At 29.2% G+C, this 14,694-nt stretch carries 17 protein-coding genes; 1 reads left to right on the top strand and 16 read right to left on the bottom strand.

Annotated features, from left to right (window positions below; genetic code table 11):
- Nucleotides 1–35: 35 nt before the first annotated feature.
- From yajC to Tmeso_RS02025, 13 genes are all read right to left on the bottom strand, one after another.
- Nucleotides 36–302, bottom strand: coding sequence for a preprotein translocase subunit YajC (gene yajC / locus Tmeso_RS02085; RefSeq protein ID WP_099187767.1), 267 nt, complete (start codon nt 300–302; stop codon nt 36–38).
- A 96-nt stretch (nt 303–398) separates the two neighbouring features.
- Entirely contained in the window at nt 399–1,520 is a 1,122-nt protein-coding gene (gene tgt, locus Tmeso_RS02080; protein ID WP_099187765.1) for a tRNA guanosine(34) transglycosylase Tgt, read from the bottom strand.
- Between the two features lie 116 nt (nt 1,521–1,636).
- Nucleotides 1,637–2,062: a phosphate-starvation-inducible PsiE family protein gene (locus tag Tmeso_RS02075; protein ID WP_099187763.1), complete on the bottom strand. Its 426-nt coding sequence runs from the start codon at nt 2,060–2,062 to the stop codon at nt 1,637–1,639.
- Between the two features lie 17 nt (nt 2,063–2,079).
- Nucleotides 2,080–3,102 carry a tRNA preQ1(34) S-adenosylmethionine ribosyltransferase-isomerase QueA gene (queA, locus tag Tmeso_RS02070; protein WP_099187761.1) on the bottom strand — a complete coding sequence of 341 codons (1,023 nt, stop codon included), beginning with the start codon at nt 3,100–3,102 and terminating at the stop codon, nt 2,080–2,082.
- A 14-nt stretch (nt 3,103–3,116) separates the two neighbouring features.
- A complete protein-coding gene (locus Tmeso_RS02065) occupies nt 3,117–4,691 on the bottom strand; it encodes a SpoIID/LytB domain-containing protein (RefSeq protein ID WP_099187759.1) in 1,575 nt (524 codons plus the stop codon).
- A 41-nt stretch (nt 4,692–4,732) separates the two neighbouring features.
- Complete coding sequence (gene ruvB / locus Tmeso_RS02060; RefSeq protein ID WP_187296190.1) at nt 4,733–5,740, bottom strand: Holliday junction branch migration DNA helicase RuvB; 1,008 nt, start codon at nt 5,738–5,740, stop codon at nt 4,733–4,735.
- Nucleotides 5,741–5,755: 15 nt separating this feature from the next.
- Complete coding sequence (gene ruvA, locus Tmeso_RS02055; RefSeq protein WP_099187755.1) at nt 5,756–6,349, bottom strand: Holliday junction branch migration protein RuvA; 594 nt, start codon at nt 6,347–6,349, stop codon at nt 5,756–5,758.
- A gap of 13 nt (nt 6,350–6,362) precedes the next feature.
- Nucleotides 6,363–6,851, bottom strand: a complete 489-nt coding sequence (gene ruvC / locus Tmeso_RS02050) for a crossover junction endodeoxyribonuclease RuvC (protein WP_099187752.1) — start codon at nt 6,849–6,851, stop codon at nt 6,363–6,365.
- 97 nt (nt 6,852–6,948) lie between these two features.
- Nucleotides 6,949–7,545: a hypothetical protein gene (locus Tmeso_RS02045; protein ID WP_099187750.1), complete on the bottom strand. Its 597-nt coding sequence runs from the start codon at nt 7,543–7,545 to the stop codon at nt 6,949–6,951.
- Between the two features lie 74 nt (nt 7,546–7,619).
- Nucleotides 7,620–7,814 carry a DUF1858 domain-containing protein gene (locus Tmeso_RS02040; RefSeq protein ID WP_099187748.1) on the bottom strand — a complete coding sequence of 65 codons (195 nt, stop codon included), beginning with the start codon at nt 7,812–7,814 and terminating at the stop codon, nt 7,620–7,622.
- Between the two features lie 46 nt (nt 7,815–7,860).
- The gene (locus Tmeso_RS02035; protein ID WP_099187746.1) at nt 7,861–8,520 is read right to left on the bottom strand and encodes a nitrite/sulfite reductase domain-containing protein; all 660 of its coding nucleotides are present in this window, start codon (nt 8,518–8,520) and stop codon (nt 7,861–7,863) included.
- Nucleotides 8,521–8,627: 107 nt separating this feature from the next.
- Nucleotides 8,628–9,986 carry an MATE family efflux transporter gene (locus Tmeso_RS02030; RefSeq protein WP_099187744.1) on the bottom strand — a complete coding sequence of 453 codons (1,359 nt, stop codon included), beginning with the start codon at nt 9,984–9,986 and terminating at the stop codon, nt 8,628–8,630.
- A gap of 244 nt (nt 9,987–10,230) precedes the next feature.
- Nucleotides 10,231–10,911 (bottom strand): superoxide dismutase, encoded by a 681-nt coding sequence (locus Tmeso_RS02025; RefSeq protein WP_099187742.1) that lies wholly within the window; start codon nt 10,909–10,911, stop codon nt 10,231–10,233.
- Nucleotides 10,912–11,071: 160 nt separating this feature from the next.
- Here Tmeso_RS02025 and Tmeso_RS02020 point away from each other — a divergent pair, with 160 nt between their 5' ends.
- On the top strand, nt 11,072–11,557 hold the full coding sequence (locus Tmeso_RS02020) for a 4Fe-4S binding protein (protein ID WP_099187740.1): 486 nt from the start codon (nt 11,072–11,074) through the stop codon (nt 11,555–11,557).
- A 131-nt stretch (nt 11,558–11,688) separates the two neighbouring features.
- Here the strand turns inward: Tmeso_RS02020 and Tmeso_RS02015 are convergent, their stop codons facing one another.
- From Tmeso_RS02015 to Tmeso_RS02005, 3 genes are all read right to left on the bottom strand, one after another.
- The gene (locus Tmeso_RS02015; RefSeq protein WP_099187738.1) at nt 11,689–12,792 is read right to left on the bottom strand and encodes an S-layer homology domain-containing protein; all 1,104 of its coding nucleotides are present in this window, start codon (nt 12,790–12,792) and stop codon (nt 11,689–11,691) included.
- Nucleotides 12,793–12,954: 162 nt separating this feature from the next.
- A complete protein-coding gene (locus Tmeso_RS02010; protein ID WP_099187736.1) occupies nt 12,955–13,911 on the bottom strand; it encodes an anti-sigma factor family protein in 957 nt (318 codons plus the stop codon).
- Between the two features lie 17 nt (nt 13,912–13,928).
- Nucleotides 13,929–14,498 carry an RNA polymerase sigma factor gene (locus Tmeso_RS02005; RefSeq protein ID WP_099187734.1) on the bottom strand — a complete coding sequence of 190 codons (570 nt, stop codon included), beginning with the start codon at nt 14,496–14,498 and terminating at the stop codon, nt 13,929–13,931.
- Between the last annotated feature and the right edge of the window lie 196 nt (nt 14,499–14,694).

Here is a 14,694-nt window from a genome sequence, read left to right as displayed (position 1 = left end):
TTTTATAAGATTATATTCGCAAGAAGGTTTTTAAATTACTTATTTTTAACTTTTCCTATCGCCCACTTCTCAATGTGAAGTTTATTTCTATCTCCTCCAACTTCAACTGTAACAATTTCTTCTGATACACTAAATACCTTTCCAACAAGTCCTCCTATTGTAACTACTTCGTCTCCAACCTTAAGATTTCCTCTCATTTCTTTTAGTTGCTTATCTTTTTTCTGCTGAGGTCTTATAAGTAAGAAATAAAATATTACTATAAAACCAATCGGCATTATTAAGTTTACTAAATTTGCTGGCATCTTAACTCCTCCTTTTTTACTATATATTAAAATTCCATATGAATTTTTTAAACCCTTTTTTATACAAACTCTAAAAATTATAAATTAAGTTTAACTTTATAATTCATATCCATATTTAATGAAGAATTCTTGTCTAAAGTCTAATAATCTATCTTCTCTTATAGCCTGTCTTACATTCTCCATTAATTTAAGTAAAAAATGTAGATTGTGAGTAGTTATAAGTCTAGAAGCTAGTATTTCATTTGCTTTAACAAGATGTCTTATATAAGCTCTTGTGTAGTTTTTACAGGCATAGCAATCACATTCAGGGTCAAGAGATGTAAAGTCTTTAGCATATTTTGCATTTCTTACTACCACTTTTCCTTGGCTAGTCATAGCTGTCCCATTTCTAGCTATTCTAGTAGGAAGTACACAATCAAACATATCTATACCTCTTATAGCTCCTTCTATTAATGCATCAGGACTACCAACCCCCATTAAATATCTTGGCTTGTCTTTTGGTAAAAGAGGAGTTGTATATTCTAATACTTCATACATTAATTCTTTAGGTTCTCCAACACTTAATCCTCCTACTGCGTATCCAGGAAAATCAAGCTCCATTATTTCTTTTGCTGACTGCTCTCTTAAATCCTTATACATACCACCTTGAACTATACCAAATAAAGCTTGTTTTTCTGTATTATGGTGAGCTTCTTTACATCTTTTAGCCCATCTCGTTGTTCTTTCTAGAGAGTTCTTAACATAATCTCTACTTGCAGGATACGGAGCGCACTCATCAAATGCCATAATTATATCTGCTCCTAAATCAGTTTCTATTTCCATAACCTTCTCTGGGCTTAAAAAGTGCTTAGATCCATCTATATGAGATCTAAATTCTACACCTTCTTCTGTTATTTTTCTAAGTGGTCCTAAACTGAATACCTGAAATCCACCACTATCAGTTAATATAGGTCTATCCCAGTTCATAAATTTATGAAGTCCTCCAGCTTCTTTTACAAGTTCATGTCCTGGTCTCATATAAAGATGGTATGTGTTACTTAATATAATTTGAGAATTGATTTCTTTTAATTCTTCCGGAGTCATAGATTTTACCGTTGCTTGAGTTCCAACTGGCATGAATATAGGAGTTTCAATTATACCGTGTGGAGTGTGTATTCTTCCTAGTCTTGCCCCGCTTTGCTTACAAGTTTTTATGTGTTCATATCTTATTGCTGACATTTTATATCTTCCCTTCGTTCTATTTTTTATCACATATATGAATTAAACCTAAATTGCATATCCTTAATTTAATTTCCCACCTTACACCCTATATAGCTTAACTATATATAAGCAATTTAAGAATTTAACTTTTTATCTTGTTTATTCATGTCCTTATCCATAAATAAATACTTTTTAATAGCAAATAATCCAGCTATAGTACATATTCCTATGAAAGCTTCTATCATCCCCTTATCTTTTGGTATCAATAAAAGTTTTCTAGCTATAGCATATAATAAAACATCTATTACACTTTCTGGTGTGTGTAGAGTAAGCATTATAACAAGTTCTACTCCTATAACTAATAAAAGAGCATATCCAAGTATTGCCTCAACCTCATAGTAAGCAACAGGATCTAGTGCGTTGCTTACATAAGAACTCCATATAACTCTGGTTAGATCTACAGCTCCCAACAATACCTTAATTAATATTATTAAGGCTAATACACTTTCAAAAACATGACTAACCCTTAATATAATTTTCTTTACTGACTTTTTATCCATCATGTCACCTCAAAGTATTATTTTATAAACATTGCATCACCAAAACTGAAGAATCTATATTTTTCATCTACAGCTACTTTATATGCGTTCAGTATGTTTTCTTTTCCTGTTAAAGCTCCAACAAGCATTATAAGAGTTGATTCTGGTAGATGAAAATTAGTTATAAGTGCATCTACTATCTTAAATTCATATCCAGGATATATGAATATTTCTGTCCAACCACTTTTCTCTTTTAATAATCCATATTCATTTGCAACAGATTCAAGAGTTCTACAACTAGTAGTTCCAACAGGTATTACTTTTCCCCCATTTTGCTTACATTTATTTATTTTATCAGCTTGTTCTTTATCTATCATATAAAACTCACTATGCATTTTATGATCTAGTACATTATCAACCTTTACAGGTCTAAACGTTCCCAGACCTACATGTAAAGTTACAAATGCTATTTCAACACCTCTATCCTTTATCTTTTGTAGTAGTTCCTCAGTAAAATGAAGTCCTGCTGTAGGTGCTGCTGCTGATCCATCGTGTTTTGAGTAAACAGTTTGGTATCTTTCTTTGTCTTCTAGTTTTTCTGTTATATAAGGAGGAAGTGGCATACTTCCAAGTTCATCTAAAATTTCTTCAAATAATCCATCATATTCAAACCTAACTATCCTTGATCCCTCTTCTGCTATATCTATAACCGTAGCTATAAGCTTATCTCCAAAAGAGAATTTAGTTCCTACCTTCGCCCTTTTACCAGGTTTTACAAGAACCTGCCAAGTATCTAATTCTATTCTCTTTAAAAGTAAAAATTCAATTTTACCCTTAGTTTCTAATTTTTCTCCTATAAGTCTAGCTGGAAGAACTCTTGTATTATTGAGTACTAAGCAGTCCCCTTCGTTCAAGTAATCTATTATATTTTTAAAAACCTTATGCTCTATTTTTCCTGTTTCTTTATTCAATAGCATAAGTTTTGATTCATCTCTTTTTTGAAGAGGAATCTGAGCTATCAACTCTTCCGGTAAATCAAAATTAAAATCACTAGTTTTCAAATTAAACGTCCTTTCTATCTTTGTATTTCTATTCCCGTGTAGTAGTGCTTTAATATATCTTCATATGAAAGTCCTTGTTCAGCCATATTTTTTGCTCCCCACTGACTCATTCCGAGGCCATGGCCCCACCCGTGTCCATTAACTGTATATTTATCCGAAACAATACTTCCTAAATTTAATTGTACAGTTTCATTATTGCCTATTAAATAAATATTAGTATTATTACTTATATCTTTAACTCCATCACTTGTAATAACATGTGTGTTATTTAAATTGTTTCTTTCTTTATTCCCATCAGTTGAATAAATATAAAACAACTCAGTTCCACCATCCCCTTGTGCCTTTGCTATATCATAATAATTACTTTTAAGGCCAAGAATAGTTCTTGTAGAATCTCTAGTATATTCTTTTTCACCTTTTGTTCCTATAAACTTAATCTTTATAACTCTATCATTTTTAGATAATTCTTCTATTTTCACATCAGTTATTGTGCCTATATCTACTTTATTTTGTAATAATTTATTTTGAATATCCTCCTTAGTCATAGCAACAGACCAATTATCATTAGGGTACCCTAAAGAATAACTATCTTCCACTCCTCTTAAGTAAGAAACTTTATTGCCCCATACATTTTCAGAATCTTCCGTTTTACCACCACTATTAGAATGATAAAGAGCACTTACAACTCTATTATCACATACCATAATCTGACCTCTAGTTTCATCTACTGCTTTATTACTATTTGGATGTTCCGAGCTATATCCACCATATACCTGTGAAAATGTATCATCAGTTAAATCAAATCCATACTTTTTATATTTTCCCATATTCATTATAGCATAGTTCCTAGCAGCTATAGCTTGAGCTTTAAGAGCTTCTATTGGCCAACTTCCAGACATTTCTCTAGGTACCACTCCATATAAATATTCATTAAGACCAACTCTGTTTATAACAGTCATATTGTTATTATCGCTTCTCTTAAATAAAGCACTTCCTCTGTACTTTTTGCCGCTGATTCCCATTATACCAGCTTTAGGATATATATATATATCTTTATCAGAAGAATCATACATAAAAGCTATATCATCATTATTCATAATTTGAACAAAGTTGTAGTCAGAACTAACTACCTCAAGACTAAAATCTGATAGATTGCCTGATATTTCATTTTTATAATTTTGTGCACTATTTTGATCTAAATGACTACCTATATATACTTTAAAGTTTCCATCATAGAATATAAAAGACTTTATGTTTTTGCTTTCTAAACTCTGCTTAACACTTAAAGCCTCTTGTATATTGTTGTAACTTTGTGCTATTTTTATATAATATATAGATTCTTCATTTTTTACAACCAATTTAGTTTGATTAATTTCCATAAGATTCTCCATACTACCATCTTTTAAAATACCTATTTCAAATCCATTATCAGAACTCAAATCAACCCTCGGTAACGCAGAACTACCGTACTCAAGTCCTATTTTTAAATATTCTGGTACATTAACACTTGCAAAAGAATCAATGGCAAATAAATTGAATATAAAACACACAATAACTATATTAACAAATTTAGATCTATATTTCCACATTATATGCACCTCATAATATATAAATTTATATTTTTAAAAATTTACTTCTCATACGGAATATTAAAATGCTTATAAGCATTAGAAGTAGCAACTCTACCTCTAGGTTTTCTATCTATAAATCCTAACTGTATTAAGTAAGGTTCATAAACATCTTCTATAGTATTTCTATCCTCACCTATTGATGCTGCAAGTGTATCAAGACCCACAGGTCCGCCTGAAAACTTTTGGATTATATTCATCATAAGCTTTTTATCTACATAGTCAAGACCTAAAGAATCGATTTCTAGCATCTCAAGAGCAAGATTTGCTATTTCCTCATTTATCATTCCATCTCCTTTGACTTGAGCATAATCTCTAACCCTTTTTAATAATCTATTTGCAATCCTAGGTGTTCCTCTTGATCTTTTACCAATCTCAATAGTAGCTCTTTCATCTATATCACATCCAAGTATTCCCGCTGATCTTTTAACTATACTGGCAAGTTCATCTATATTATATAAATCAAGCTTACATATAACTCCAAATCTATCTCTTAAAGGTGATGTAAGCATACCCGCCCTTGTAGTTGCTCCTATCAATGTGAACTTCGGCAAATCTAGTCTTATAGACCTTGCAGACGGTCCCTTTCCAATTATTATATCAAGACAAAAATCCTCCATTGCAGGATACAAAACTTCCTCAACATTCCTATTTATTCTATGTATTTCATCTATGAACAAAACATCATTTTCATTCAAATTAGTAAGTATTGCAGCCAAATCACCAGCCCTCTCAATTGCAGGCCCAGATGTTATCCTTATATTAACACCCATTTCATTAGATATTATAGTCGAAAGAGTAGTTTTCCCAAGCCCTGGTGGCCCATATAATAAAACATGGTCTAACTGCTCACCTCTATTCTTTGCTGCCTCTATAAATATCTTAAGTTTTTCTTTGGCCTTTTCTTGGCCTAAATAGTCATTAAGATTTTTAGGTCTTAAACTACTCTCTATATCAACATCCTCGTTTTTCATACCAGAAGTTATAATTCTATCCTCTTCACTAAACATACCAATCCTCCTTGTCTATTTCATCAGATACATAAGACTCTTCTTTATAAGTTCTTCAGTATCAGTGCATTCTTTCTTCAACTTACTAGCAGCTTCTTTTGCCTCAGCTAGAGAATAACCTAGTGATACTAAAGCTTGTACAGCCTCATCTGCTTCAAGTATGTTTTTATTAGATGAAGTAAGTAATGTTTGCTCAAATTCAACATTGTGTTTATCTATCTTATCCTTAAGCTCAAGTATCATTCTCTCAGCAGTCTTCTTACCAACACCAGGCGCTTTAGATAAAGCCCCTATATCTTCACTCAATATAAACGCTCCTAGCCTCTTAGGTTCTGCAAATGACAATATTGAAAGAGCTACCTTAGGACCTATTTTTGAAACTGAATTTAACAGTTCAAACATTTTAAGCTCTTCCTGAGTTTTAAAACCGCACATACTCATATCATCTTCTCTAACTATAAGTTTTGTATATATCTTTACTTCATCATTTTTTTTAACTTGACATATGGTATTTTGAGATGCATTTATTCTATAACCTATTCCATTGCACTCCACAACTATAAAATCAATATTAATTTCTTCCACTATACCTTTTATATACTGATACATAATTTCCTCCTTATTATCCTATTATTTTTTCAAGTCTGTTAGAATGGCAATGACATATAGCCACAGCTAATGCATCTGCAACATCATCCGGCTTTGGAACTTCTCTTAAATTAAGAAGTGACTTAACCATAATTTGAACTTGAGCCTTTTGTGCCCTACCATAACCTACTACCCCTTGTTTTACCTGCAAAGGAGTATATTCATACGTTTTTATATTGTTATGAGCACACGCAAGCATAGCAACCCCTCTAGCCTGTGCTACCGTTATAGCAGTCTTTACATTTTTATTAAAAAATAGTTCCTCTATTCCAATCTCGTCTACATTGTATTTTTTTATAAGTAAATCCAATCCTTCATATATCTTTTCAAGTCTTTTAAATACATCTAATTTAGAAGATGTTTGTATACACCCATAATCTATAACTTTAAAATTATTTCCTTTATACTCTATAATACCATATCCCAGTATAGCAATCCCTGGATCAATTCCCAATACAATCATTTTTTCATCTCCCAAACATATATTCTACATAATTATATAATATTTTTTAAAATAATAAAACCTATGATATTCTTTAAAGAATATCATAGGTTTTATTTTAACTTCCAAAATCTTCAAGCCTTTCATTTAACTCCTCTAGAGAATTTAATATAAGACCAGATTTTATCTGTTCTTGATCTATAGAGGGAAGTGCAGATATTGAAAATTCTGTTTTTTCAACTACATTTTTATTTCCTTTTTCATCATACTTATATATGACTATGTATCCATTGTCCTCACCTATTTCATAATGCTTATCACAATAACTATCTATCTCCTTTAATAAGTTGATTTCTTTAGAATTAAAACTTAACAATTTGAATTTAGAATATTTTTTTTTCATATACTCTTTAAATTCTAACTCACTCAATCCAATAACGTCTTTTGAAACAGGATTTTCTGTAGTTTCTACATGCTCACACTTATTATATTTAGTAGTTATTTTAATGACAGCACCTTTGTCTACTAATACCTCGTCTTTTTTGTTGATAGCTTTAACTTCAATTTTCTTTTCTTCTTCAGCCTGTACAGTTTTGGTAACAGGTGTACCTCTATCTTCTTTTTCAAGTATCTTTCCCATATAAAACCCTCCAACAAGAGTTAATATAGCTATAAGCAAAATAGGAATTTTGGAAGATCTTTTTTTCTCAAACATAAAAATAACCTCCTTTTAGAGGTTATTTTATCCATTAAGTATCAATTTATACAATTTTCATTTAAATTTAATATTTACTCTATTCCTTCATTTAACTTTTTGATTAATTCATCTAAGTTTATTCCATGAACTGCAGCAGCTTCTTCTAAGCTTTCCATTTGAGCAGATGGGCATCCTATGCATCCCATTCCAAATCCCATAAGTATTGGTCCTGCATTAGGATTGTGTCTTAAAACCTCTGCTATTAACATATCTTTAGTTATTTTCATAATAAATTACCTCCTTATTTTATCTAATTATAATATTACCATATATTTATAATTTTTCAACTACATCATTTTTAAATTTTTCTATACTTATCCTATCTATAAAAAATCCTAATTTTTCACCCACTAAAGCATTTTCATTATAGTAATCAAGTATGATTTCTACTAATTTATATGCATCTTCTTCACTCAGATTTTCAGCTATTATATCTGACATCCTCTGATGAAAACCTGCACTTCCACCTGCCGTTATAATAAAACCTTCTTTAGTTGCTATTACACCTACGTCTTTTGCATATACACTAGTACATGCATTTCTACATCCTGCAACACCTATTTTAGTTCTATTTGGCATTTCTTTTCCATGAAAATTTCTGCTTATTTTCATACCTATTCTTATAGTATTTTCCTTAGATCTTTTACAAAAACCTGCTGGGCACATCTCTACATTCTTAATTGAATACTGGTTTTTAACCGCTGGTTCCATATCTAAATCATTCCATATACTACTTAAATCTTCTTCTTTTAAATTAGTTATCATTATTCTTTGTCCTGATGTTATCTTAAGTATTCCATTATATTTCTTAGCAGTATCTGCTATTTTTATCATTGTATCTGCAGTTATAAAGCCTCCTGGTATATGAGGCGTTATAGCAAACATCCTCTTTCCATCTTTTATCTTTTGTAAATTTCCAAAATGTGCTCCCATTATCCTCACCTCTATTTATGTAACTCAATTATATACTTTATATTATACCCATATTATAGCTTTTTTAAATTACTTTTTCCGTAACACATGTTACTTTTATATATTTTTTAAAATTCTTGTTGTATTCTATGATTTTTTAATGCTGCATTTTCTTTAGTAACTAACATAATTGTTATTAAAAATGAACCAATATCAGATACAGGATACGAATAAAAAACTCCATCAACTCCAATAAAATTAGGAAGTATAATAACTAAAGGTATTAAAATAAGTATTTGTCTTGATATGGTAAGAATAACAGACTCAATTCCCTTGCCTATAGCTTGAAACCAACTAGCCCCTATAGCTTGTATTCCAACTATAGGAAGTCCCCAAATCATCATAGAGAGTGCATCCACACCTATATCTATAGTAATTTGATTATGAGTAAACATTTTCATGACTTGAGTTGGAAATATAAGTACTATTAAAAATCCAATAACACTTAATATAGTTGCATATATATTGGCATACTTTAAACTTTCTTGAACTCGTTTAAACTTTTTAGCTCCATAATTAAATCCTGCTATAGGCTGGAATCCTTGAACTATACCATATATAGGCATGAACATAAACATCATAACTCTATTTATTATGCCTAACGAAACAATATAATAATCATTTCCATAAATCACTAACATATTATTTACAATAACCATCAGTAGACTTCCTGATATTTGTCTAAAAAATGTAGCCATACCTACACTTATAATTTCTTTCACATTTTTTATCGTAAACTTCATATTTGAAATTCTTATCTTAAGTATATTATTTCCTTTTAAATAATATATGATAATCCAAATAGCACTAGATGATTGAGCTACTATAGTAGCAACAGCAGCTCCAGTAACTCCCATTTTGAATATAAATATAAATACATAGTCAAGTACTATATTCACAACTGCACCAATAACCATACTTATCATAGCAGTTTTAGCATTACCCTGTGCTCTTATAGTATGATTTGTAGACATAGCAAAACTATTAACCAATATACCAAATGCTATTACATTCATATACTCTTTAGCATATGGCATTATATTAGGTGTAGCACCACATATTATAAGGATTTTATCCATATAAGCAAATATAATAATAGTTAATATAAAATTTACTATTAAATTAAGTGATACAGCCTCTCCAAGAACTTTTTCTGCACTGACTACATTTCCTTCTCCTAGTCTTCTTGAAATAGATGATGCCGCTCCCACTCCAACCATTAAGGCTATAGCCATCATAACCATCATAATAGGCATAGCAATAGTAACTCCACCTAAGGCTAAAGCTCCCACTCCTTTACCTATAAATATACCATCAGCTATATTATATAAAGCATTTACAAGCATACCTATTATTGCTGGTATAGAAAATTTTAATAAAAGTTTATTCATAGGATAGTTTCCCATAATATTATGTCTTTTATCCATATTATTATCTCCTCTTTATCTTATTTTTTGTAAAATGTATATATTTTTAATAAACTTCATATAATTTGTTAAAAATAAAAAAATTCGTCTAGTCGCTACGCACTGACTCATGTCGCCAACAATCCTACGGGCTCCGTTGTTCAAAAATAGTTGCAAGTTCAACTCTTTCATCAATATTATCCACAACTTAATAATCATACAATTCCTATAAAGTAAAAAACTATGATTAAAAATCATAGTTTTTTTAGTCTTTACAATAATCAGCCCAACAATACATTTTATCTATATTAATTTCATCACAAGCAGACCTATATTTTCTAGAAAAATCTTTATTCATATTTTTATAATTTATAAATCTTTCATTTACTATATCCCAATTTATATTATCAATAAAAACATCTATATATTTATTTCTATCTATACCAAAATCAATCATATAAGCATGTTCATATACATCCATGACAAGAAGCGGATAAGACATCAGTACCGTTCCTACATCATGTGCATCAAGCCCATATATATGCAGACTATCATCTAACGAATCAATAGATAATACTACCCATCCCCTCATAGATAAACCTATATTTTTAAATCTTTTTTTAAAAAATTCATATGTTCCATATTTTTTTTGTATTTTATTAAGTATATCTCCATAAGGCATATTGTTTCCTCCGCCTAAATTAGAAAAATACAGTTCATGTAGCTTAACTCCATCAACAGCGTAGCTTTGCCCAAGCATCAAACTTCTTGTCTTGCTATAAGTAGTATTAGGATTTTCATATAATTTGTTTTCATCTAATATAGTCCATATTTCATTTACCTTACTAACATAACCTTCATATAATTTATAATGCTGATTTAGTTGATTCAAAGTTATTCCATTTATATCTTCAAAATCATACTTTTTAGCTTGTATATACTCCATACCATCACCTCTTATAATTAAATTGCTCTTATATAGTATATATCCTCCATTTAAAATGCGTGCTTTCTTTATAAATATTCTAGAATAGCTATTGACAATACCATCTATATATCGTAATATATAGATATAACATTTTATAAGTTTTAAGGAGGTTTGTATAATGAAAAAAACTATTAAAAAAAATAAAAAATCACATATGAATTGGTCATGGATTTTTATGATTTTATTTATTACATTATCAATTTTGGATATCAGGTTCGGAATTTTAGGATTTATTTGCATGACAGTCCCAATGTATCATGCTATTAAAGGAAGAGGTAAGGTTCATTGTTCTCACTACTGCCCTCGTGGCTCATTGTTAGGTAAATTTTTAAACAGTATAAGCCTTAAAAATAATTTACCTAAATCATTCAAAAGTAAAACTATAAAAAATACGTTACTTAGCTTAATGTTTATAATGCTTACTATATCATTAATACATGCAGGTCTTGATATAAGAAAAATAGGTTTTTCAATCTTCAGATTTATGATGGCCTCTCTTTTAGTGGGTATTATAATGGGTGTAGTGTTTAAACCAAGAAGTTGGTGCCAAGTATGTCCTATGGGTCATGCTACTGGATTAATAGATAAACAAATAAAAAAATAATCCTAAAAAGGGCTGTCTCAAAATGATTTAATAAATCATTGGAAAAGGCAGTTCTTTTTCACTAGACTCTATTATTTATATGCAAAACAAAAGTCCCAGTATTGTATAATAACAATATTGAGACTAAAAACTTATCTTATATTTGTATTTGAAAGAGCTTTATAAATAGATATAGCCATTTCAATCATAGTTGCATTATCTTTTGGTCTAAAGTTCCCATCATTTCCACTAATTATTCCAAGGCCTTTGCATGTAGCTACATATCCTGTATAATTTCCTCCTATATTTTGCTCATCTTTGAATCCAAGTGAGTATATACCTTTCATATTTGCCATTTTATCTTTATCTATAAGCTTTACAATCATTTTAGCCATTTCTTCTCTAGTTACTTTATCATTTGGGTTGAAGTTTTCTTCTTTGTTCTCTATCAAATTATATTCTACAGCTAATTGTATATAATAATAGTCCTTACTGTCCTTTGGTATATCTTTAAATTTAAGTTCAATATTTTCATCTGAATAATTTGGATAATATCCTCTTGAATTTACAAGCATTTTTACTGCATCCATTTTTATAATTTCTTTATTATCCTCAAACTTATTAAGATTTATTATACCACTGTCATTAAGTATACTAAGTTCTTTCTCTGCCCAGTGTCCTTCTATTTTATCCTTGCAATTATTCTCTTCTTTAATCATTTCGTTTCCATCATAATCTATAAATTTTCCACTAATTGCATCTAAACTATAAAAATCATATTTTCCTTTTAATGGCTCTAAATCATATAATAAAGTTACGTTTCCTTTACTTCCTATTTTTTTATCATATCTAATTCTTTCATACTTAAGTTTAATATTATGATTATCAAAATATATATCCTTAGCTTTATCTTTATCTATTATTCTGCCATTACTTGAAAAATCAATATCTTCATTCCAATTATATTCTATGCTATTTATTTCTCCAGTTTTAACATTTATATTCACACTTATCCCATTATCTTCATATTTTATTCCATTTACTAATCTATAAAATTTATATTCATAGTCTAAAGGGTATACTTTATTTCCACTTTCATCATAAAAATAAGTTTCTACATAATTTTGTTTTGTATATATATCCATTATTTTATTAGGGTAATAATTCTTTATTATATTTACTGCTTTATCATATCCTTCTTCCCAAGTTAATTTTGGATTAATATTTTTACCTTGTTCAAAATCATATAAATCCAAATATATAACCTCTTTAGTAAGCGCATCTATTATTATTTTCCCCCCACCATAAGTTTCATCAAAATCATTTTTATTAAAACGAGCCTGCCATGTTGTTTTTCTATTTTGAGACAGACCCTTCTATTTAATAATTAGCAAATCAAGACCATAGTTCAAATCCGTTTATTCCTGTATATTTATCTCATAAACAACTTCATTATAAACATTATTTTTATCAGTCTTATCATGAAGTATATATCTTATATTAATCGTACCTTCTTTGATAGCTTTAAACTTCCATTCATACGAATAAGTTTCTTCATCTTCAGAAACACTCTGAGATACTATTTCAATTAAAGCATCCTCATCATCACATACCATAGAATAACTGGTTTCCTTTGGATTTTGTAATATAATATCAAAATCATCTCCTACCTTAACATTTTTTTGATATTCATTGTTTAGATTAAATTGAGCTATACTTCTAGTTTTTTGTTTTAAAGGTTCATCTGAATTCATTTGAATACTCATTATATTATTATCCTTTTCTTCTGTTTTAACAGTTTGAATATTTCGAGTACTTTCTTCGTTTTGTATAGAAGGTTTTATATCCATACTATAATTAGATGTAATTTCTTTTTTCTTAGGTGAAATTTTATTAACTTTTTCATTATCAGAAATCTTAGATACTTCCTTTGGTTTATCTATATCATTATTTTTACCAGAATTTTTGGAGTCAATATTTTCAGTAGAAGTTTGCTGAACCTCTTCATTATTAACAGTTTCATTAATTTGTATGTTAGTATTTTGTTCAATATCCATCATATTTAATTTATTAATATTTTGTACACTAAAAAATACTATAGCCAAAGATGCAGCAATATACATATATTTGCTCCATTTTCTTTTTATTTTCAACCCCTCATTATTTAACCTTTTTCTTAATGCTTCATCATAATTCTCAGGCAAAGCAACCTGCTCAATATTATTTAAGCTATCTATTAAAACAATCATTTGTTTATACTCACATTTGCACTGTTTGCAACTATTCATATGATTTTCAAATTCAAGTTTATCATTACCATCTAAAATATCATCTATGTAATAAGAAATATTTTCTCTGAATTTATCACAGTTCATGCGATTTCTCCTTTCATTTATATAAAGCTTTCTTCCTTCATACTTTCTTTTAATATCTCTTTTAGATTTTCCCGACCTCGTCTAATCCTAGATTTAACAGTTCCAAGAGAAGAATCTGTTATATTAGCTATTTCTTCATAACTAAAACCTTGTATATCTCTTAGTATGATTGCTGTTTTTTGAATAGATGATAATTTATCTATTGCATCCCGTATTTGTTGAGTTTCTATTTTTTTATCTAGTATTCTTTCTGGGTTACTCTCTATATGAGTATCTTGTTTATTTATAATATCTTCATTTATCGGTATCACCTTGTTCTTATCATTCTTCTTAATATAATCTAGGCAAGTATTCATAACTATTCTATATAGCCACGTTGAAAAAGAGGATTTCTGATTAAAATTTTTCATATACCTGTATACCTTAATCAGGGCTTCTTGTGATATATCCATAGCATCATCAGGATCTTTTACGATTCCTAAGGCTATATTATAAGAAGTCTGCTTATATTCATCTATAAGTGTTTCAAACGCATCAACATCCCCATCTATGCATCTTTTAATTAATTCATTTTCATTCAAACCCAAGTCCTACCCTCCTTAAACTTAAAAGCCCCTTGTATTTATTAGACGACTTTTAATCGAAAAAGTTTCATTTTAATATGTAATAAATATATTCTATAACAAAATCATAAAATATGATATGAATATAAATTCTATGTATTGAAATAAATTCCATTCACAATTTTTAACTCTTATTCATACCATAGAAGTATTCAGATTA

The organism is Tepidibacter mesophilus, from assembly GCF_002724055.1.
In the GTDB taxonomy this organism is placed as follows: domain Bacteria; phylum Bacillota; class Clostridia; order Peptostreptococcales; family Peptostreptococcaceae; genus Tepidibacter_A; species Tepidibacter_A mesophilus.
The sequence above is the reverse complement of the archived record's forward strand: the minus strand, read 5'-3'. Positions and strand labels throughout refer to the sequence as shown.

Bases quoted from the DNA above. Each gene is read 5' to 3' on its own strand.
- yajC (WP_099187767.1), bottom strand. From the start codon at position 302: ATGCCAGCAAATTTAGTAAACTTAATAATGCCGATTGGTTTTATAGTA.
- tgt (WP_099187765.1), bottom strand. From the start codon at position 1,520: ATGTCAGCAATAAGATATGAACACATAAAAACTTGTAAGCAAAGCGGG.
- Tmeso_RS02075 (WP_099187763.1), bottom strand. From the start codon at position 2,062: ATGGATAAAAAGTCAGTAAAGAAAATTATATTAAGGGTTAGTCATGTT.
- Tmeso_RS02065 (WP_099187759.1), bottom strand. From the start codon at position 4,691: ATGTGGAAATATAGATCTAAATTTGTTAATATAGTTATTGTGTGTTTT.
- ruvB (WP_187296190.1), bottom strand. From the start codon at position 5,740: ATGTTTAGTGAAGAGGATAGAATTATAACTTCTGGTATGAAAAACGAG.
- ruvA (WP_099187755.1), bottom strand. From the start codon at position 6,349: ATGTATCAGTATATAAAAGGTATAGTGGAAGAAATTAATATTGATTTT.
- ruvC (WP_099187752.1), bottom strand. From the start codon at position 6,851: ATGATTGTATTGGGAATTGATCCAGGGATTGCTATACTGGGATATGGT.
- Tmeso_RS02045 (WP_099187750.1), bottom strand. From the start codon at position 7,545: ATGTTTGAGAAAAAAAGATCTTCCAAAATTCCTATTTTGCTTATAGCT.
- Tmeso_RS02040 (WP_099187748.1), bottom strand. From the start codon at position 7,814: ATGAAAATAACTAAAGATATGTTAATAGCAGAGGTTTTAAGACACAAT.
- Tmeso_RS02035 (WP_099187746.1), bottom strand. From the start codon at position 8,520: ATGGGAGCACATTTTGGAAATTTACAAAAGATAAAAGATGGAAAGAGG.
- Tmeso_RS02030 (WP_099187744.1), bottom strand. From the start codon at position 9,986: ATGGATAAAAGACATAATATTATGGGAAACTATCCTATGAATAAACTT.
- Tmeso_RS02025 (WP_099187742.1), bottom strand. From the start codon at position 10,911: ATGGAGTATATACAAGCTAAAAAGTATGATTTTGAAGATATAAATGGA.
- Tmeso_RS02020 (WP_099187740.1), top strand. From the start codon at position 11,072: ATGAAAAAAACTATTAAAAAAAATAAAAAATCACATATGAATTGGTCA.
- Tmeso_RS02010 (WP_099187736.1), bottom strand. From the start codon at position 13,911: ATGAACTGTGATAAATTCAGAGAAAATATTTCTTATTACATAGATGAT.